Origin of the sequence: Micromonospora sp. NPDC049903, assembly GCF_044460945.1 — a bacterium.
Taxonomy (GTDB): domain Bacteria; phylum Actinomycetota; class Actinomycetes; order Mycobacteriales; family Micromonosporaceae; genus Micromonospora.
The window spans coordinates 1-1,493 of record NZ_JBITKL010000064.1 but is presented as its reverse complement, the minus strand read 5'-3'; the positions used below and the strand labels follow the sequence as shown (position 1 = coordinate 1,493).

Here is a 1,493-nt window from a genome sequence, read left to right as displayed (position 1 = left end):
CAATGCCGCTCAGTTAGGGCGGTGGGCGGGTTGTCAATGTTGCTGTTTCGAGGATGTTGATGTTGATGGTGGCGTGGTAGTTGGTGCGGTCGATGGTGCCTTTGGCGCGGTGTTTGGAGATCGCGCGTTTGACCACGCGGGGGCTGATTCGGGTGCGGCGTGGGGGTAGCAGGTCGGCCAGGATTGCGCGGCCGATGGTGCCGACGAGGTCGATGACGGTGCCGGCGATGACACCAGCGGCTTGGGTGATCTGGTCTCGGGCGGCGTGGACGGCGATGGTGAAGCTGGCCCGGTCGGGGTTGGTCGTGGGCCGGCTGGCGGTGGCGTCAGCCATTGCCAGCCGGACCGCTTGGTAGGTGGTGAGCAGGGCGTGGACCTCTTGACTGATCCCGTTCGGGGTTCGGGCTCGTAGGACCCGTCCGCCCCGCAGGGTGGACTTCAACTCCAGATATGTCGTCTCGATCTCCCAGCGGTGGTGGTAGAGGGTGACTAGGTCCATGGCCGGGAAGCGGCGCTGGTCGGTGAGGGTGGTGATCAGCCGGTACCGGCCGACGTGGCGTTTACCGTTCATGCTCACGACGATCTCGGCGTCAACGACCCGGACCGTCATCGTGCCGATGACAGACAGCCAGGACCCGTCGCGATGGCGGCGGATGACGGGCAGCCGCCGGTCGTCCTTGTCGCGGATGAGCAGGTCAGCGCCGGTGCTGGCGAACTGTTCGATCATCTGACGGGCGGCGAACCCACGGTCGGCCAGCAGCAGCATGCCTGGGCGCAGGCAGCCCAACAGACGCCCCGCACACGTGAGTTCGCCAGTGCTGATGGGGGTGAACACCGCGTCGATGACAGCGCGGGTGCCGCACGCCACGACGGCGACCAGCCGCAGCATCGGATACCCCGACCCACCGTGGCTGCCCGCCTGACGCGGATAGACCGTCAGGTTAGCCGCCGTATCGGGCACGAACATGCTGGTGCCGTCGATCGCGCACACCAGCAGACCCCGCCACCGGGCGGCCCCCGCCGGCGGACCCGACAGCAACCGGAACAACGCCACCAGCGGCTTGTCCCCGACCCGACGGCGAGCCTGCGACAACGCCGAAGACGTCGGCAGCGCCACCGTCAACCCGTCCAGCCCAGCGACCAACCGAGCCCACACCTGCCGGTAACCGACCTCAGCGAACAGCCCCGCCGCGAGCAGCAGATACACCACCACCCGCGACGGCAGATCCCGCACCCGCGACTGCACACCACCGGCCTCAGCCAGAACGGCATCGACCATCTCGAACGGCACCTGCTGCGTCAACTCACCCAGATGGCCCGGCGCGAACCGCCCCGCAGCCACCCTGATCGTGGACGTGATGGCAGACTGTTCCAACGGCGGGGCTCCCGGTCCAGAGGCTGTCTTGGAGTGACAAACCTCTATACCGAGACCCCGCCGTCCACGTCTACACCCCGCTTGACATCCACCACACCGCCCTAACTGAGCGGCATTG

At 67.3% G+C, this 1,493-nt stretch carries 1 protein-coding gene; it reads right to left on the bottom strand.

Annotated elements, in window-relative coordinates; translation table 11 throughout:
* Positions 1 to 13: 13 nt before the first annotated feature.
* The gene (locus ACIBO1_RS32270) at positions 14 to 1,375 is read right to left on the bottom strand and encodes an IS4 family transposase (protein WP_396753097.1); all 1,362 of its coding nucleotides are present in this window, start codon (positions 1,373 to 1,375) and stop codon (positions 14 to 16) included.
* Positions 1,376 to 1,493 lie beyond the last annotated feature (118 nt).